The organism is Roseibium sp., assembly GCF_025698965.1.
In the GTDB taxonomy this organism is placed as follows: domain Bacteria; phylum Pseudomonadota; class Alphaproteobacteria; order Rhizobiales; family Stappiaceae; genus Roseibium.
In genome coordinates this window covers 1-3,347 of the sequence record NZ_JAILWL010000601.1, presented here as the reverse complement: position 1 = coordinate 3,347, position 3,347 = coordinate 1, and the positions used below count along the sequence as shown (strand labels likewise).

Sequence of the window (3,347 nt, the reverse complement as noted above, 5' to 3'; positions counted from 1 at the left end):
CGCGGTTCCGCCTGGGCAGGTCAGAATGTCTCCTTCGGACACGTAAAGCTCGTTTTCAACGGGGACGACGTTAGGAAACATTTCGATGAATTCGGGTCTGTGGTGCGCATGGATAGCAGCCCGGCACCCGTCAAGAAGTCCCGTTCTTGCCAAAGTAAAACTACCCGTGCACAGGCCAACAAGCGTCGCGCCCTTTGCATGGCTTTCTCGCAGAAAGTTGTAAGTGTCTTCATGGATTTCATCCAGGTGGTCCAGCAGTCCACCCACCACCACGACATAATCATAATCACCGGCTTCAGCATAGGTTTTCCAAGGCGTTACCGCCATTCCCGTGCTTGAGGTGACGGGTGTCAGGTCGTGTCCCAGGACTTCCCAATGACAGAAAATCTGCCGGCTCCTGTCCGCCTCATCGGACGAGTGGCGCACCGCATCTGCAAACCCGGCAAGAGGCAGAAGCGTGAAAGCCGGCGTCAACACAAAGGCAAATCTCACGTCTGGCTCGAATTCGCCAGGACGTTGTGGCGCGTTGAAGTCCATCATGTTCCTCAATCAGTCCGCGAAATGTCCAGAATATTCTATTAATTGACTGCTTTGTTTTCCAGTTTCTGTAAAAACGCAAGGAGAAACGATGCGCTGGAAAAAAACGGTAACCGTGATCGGTGCTCATGCTGAAGGCGAAGTCGGCCGTGTTCTGACCGGCGGTGTGCTAGATGTTCCGGGGCTTACAACATTCGAGAAGATGCGGTTCCTCCAGGCAAATGACGAGCTCCGGCAGTTCGTGAACAATGAGCCACGCGGGTGTGCACAGATGACTACAAATCTTCTGCTACCACCTTGCGCACCCGACGCAGATGCCGCCTTTATTCCGATGCAGGCCGACGGAACGCATGCAATGTCCGGATCGAACGCAATGTGCGTGGCGACGGTCCTTCTGGAAACCGGCATGTTGCCGATGCATGAGCCGGAAACCACAGTTGTACTCGATACGGCCGCCGGACTTGTGAAGGCCGTCGCTAAGTGCAGGGACGGGCGTGTTGAGCATGTGACCTTGGATTTCTTCCCGGCATTTGCCGAATACATTGATGCAAAACTCGAGGTGGACGGCGTTGGAACCTTGAACGTGGATGTCGCGTTTGGCGGGGTTTTTTATGTTCTTCCGCGAGCCAATGAACTCGGATTTCGAATAGCCCCGGATGTGGCACAGGACATGGTGTCCCTGGGGGCCAGGATAAAGCGGGCTGCGCGTGAGCAGCTCTCCGTTTCACATCCTGAAACCCCCGAATTCAACAATATTGATTTTCTGATGTTTACCGACGAGGTGGACGTCGAACGAGGCATCTACCGCAATGCCACGATCATGCCACCCGGCCGTGTGGACCGCTCACCCTGCGGAACAGGCAGCGCCGCAAGGCTTGCCGTGATGCATGCAAGGGGGCAGGTGAGATTGAACCAGCAGCTCGATATGCGCTCGGTCATCAACTCAAGTTTTGACGCATCCATTTTGTCGACAACAAAGGTTGGCGGAAAAGATGCGATTGTTCCGCGCCTGGCAGGGCGAGCCTGGATCTATTCAACAATGCAGCTCGGCGTGGATCCGAGCGATCCCTACCAACAGGGTTACACCCTGTCCGACACCTGGGGCACCGAAATCGAGCATGTGATCCCCGGTTCTTAAAGAAGCTCGATGCTTCCCTCTGAAACTTGAATGGCGGCCTGGCCGCCATTTTTTTTGAGCTTATTGCCGGTTTTCAATGTCCGTCTTATTATAAAATACGGCCATTTTGTTCAATTCAGCTCACCAAACCTCCCCTTATCCTTTTTCTATAGCTGCCCCGTCGGGCGGTTCCTGAAAAGGGGAGGAGTTCCATGCTTTCGAAGATCAATCGCCGTGCCGTACTGGGTACCGCCGCCGCTGTCGCGATAGGGTTTTCTACTTTTACTGCCTCGGCTGAAACGACGCTGAGGCTGTCCCATTTGTCGCCACCTGATAGCGACATGGACAAGTGGGCACATCAGTTCGCCGAGCGTGTTGCAGCTGAAACCGACGGTCGCGTCGACGTTCGGATTTTCCCGGCCAGCCAACTCGGCGACTGGGAGGAAGTCTATGAACAGCTGAGCCAGGGCGCGGTGGATCTGGCAATCCAGTCCATTTCGACTAAGTTCGACTCGCGTCTTGCAATAACCTGGTTCCCTTATACCGCCGTCGACTATGACAGCGCGAAGGAAGCCTGGAACACCAACGGTTTCCTGTTCAACATTGTCGATGAGTTGGTGGCCCCACAGCAAATCACCGTCCTGGCACCTTATGCATTTGGCCTTGGTGGTATGGCGGTCGGCAAGCCGGTGGCAGATCCGAAGAACCCCGAAGCCGACCACAGTGACCTCAAGATACGCGTTTGGCCGTCAGGTGTACCGACCCACAAACCGACCCTGGAACGCCTTGGTTATTCGACAACGACCATGCCCTGGGCGGAGCTCTATACCGGCGTGCAGACCGGTGTCATCGACGGAATGGTCGGCGGAGTTCCGGAAAACGCGGTGCGCGACTGGAACGGTGTCGTCGATACCTGGCTGCAGATCAACGATCACTTTGAAATCAACTGGCTGCTTGGCTCGACGATGTCGCTTTCCCGTTTGTCTTCGGAAGACCGCGAGATCGTCTCAGGCATCGCAAGGGATCTGGCGACACAGCGCTTTGATGCGGTTGAGGCTGCCGACAATGGCTATCTCCAGCAGCTTCAGGACAGCGGCGTGACCGTTGTCACCTACAGTCGGGATGAGATCAACAAGCTGGCGGATGCCGTTCGTGCAGATGCCTGGCCGCAAATGAAGGGCGAGATCGGCGATCAGCTCTACGAACTGATCCAGAATTATTACGCCAACTAAAAGTGAGGGGCCGGGACGTCCCGGCTCCCGTCATCCTTCGGGGGAGGAAGGTCTATGCTTGAAGAGCGTAAGACACAGATCCAGCACCCGCTTTGGAAACTAAAGCTGAACATTCTGAAATTCGTGATGTTCGTAAGTTCCATAGCGTTCACCCTGGCTGTCTTTTTACAGGTCGTCGCGCGGTACGTCTTCAACTACTCGCTGTTCGGGATCGAGGAACTGGCCAGTTTTGCCGGCGTGATCATGTATTTTGTCGGAGCGGCCTTCGCGACCCACGAACGCAGCCATATATCGGCCAGCCTCATCGACACGATCTTTGGGGAAGGTCGCATTACCGCAGGCGTTCACGCCTTCACCCGTCTGCTGGCATTTCTCCTGACGCTCTACATCCTGAATTCGCTTTGGGATCTCCTGGTGTTCACCGACCGCATGGGGACAAAGTCGACAGAACTTCGCCTCCC

General features: G+C 55.4%; 4 protein-coding genes. 3 read left to right on the top strand and 1 reads right to left on the bottom strand.

The window, feature by feature from the left end; all coding sequences use genetic code 11:
* On the bottom strand, positions 1 to 537 hold a 537-nt coding region (locus tag K5905_RS30265), incomplete at its 3' end, for a DJ-1/PfpI family protein (RefSeq protein WP_297591414.1).
* Between the two features lie 91 nt (positions 538 to 628).
* Here K5905_RS30265 and K5905_RS30260 point away from each other — a divergent pair.
* From K5905_RS30260 to K5905_RS30250, 3 genes are all read left to right on the top strand, one after another.
* Positions 629 to 1,675 carry a proline racemase family protein gene (locus K5905_RS30260; protein ID WP_297591413.1) on the top strand — a complete coding sequence of 349 codons (1,047 nt, stop codon included), beginning with the start codon at positions 629 to 631 and terminating at the stop codon, positions 1,673 to 1,675.
* 191 nt (positions 1,676 to 1,866) lie between these two features.
* Positions 1,867 to 2,886, top strand: a complete 1,020-nt coding sequence (dctP, locus tag K5905_RS30255) for a TRAP transporter substrate-binding protein DctP (protein WP_297591412.1) — start codon at positions 1,867 to 1,869, stop codon at positions 2,884 to 2,886.
* A gap of 54 nt (positions 2,887 to 2,940) precedes the next feature.
* A partial coding sequence (locus tag K5905_RS30250) for a TRAP transporter small permease (RefSeq protein WP_297591410.1) occupies positions 2,941 to 3,347 on the top strand: 407 nt, incomplete at its 3' end.

Bases quoted from the DNA above. Each gene is read 5' to 3' on its own strand.
- K5905_RS30260 (WP_297591413.1), top strand. From the start codon at position 629: ATGCGCTGGAAAAAAACGGTAACCGTGATCGGTGCTCATGCTGAAGGC.
- dctP (WP_297591412.1), top strand. From the start codon at position 1,867: ATGCTTTCGAAGATCAATCGCCGTGCCGTACTGGGTACCGCCGCCGCT.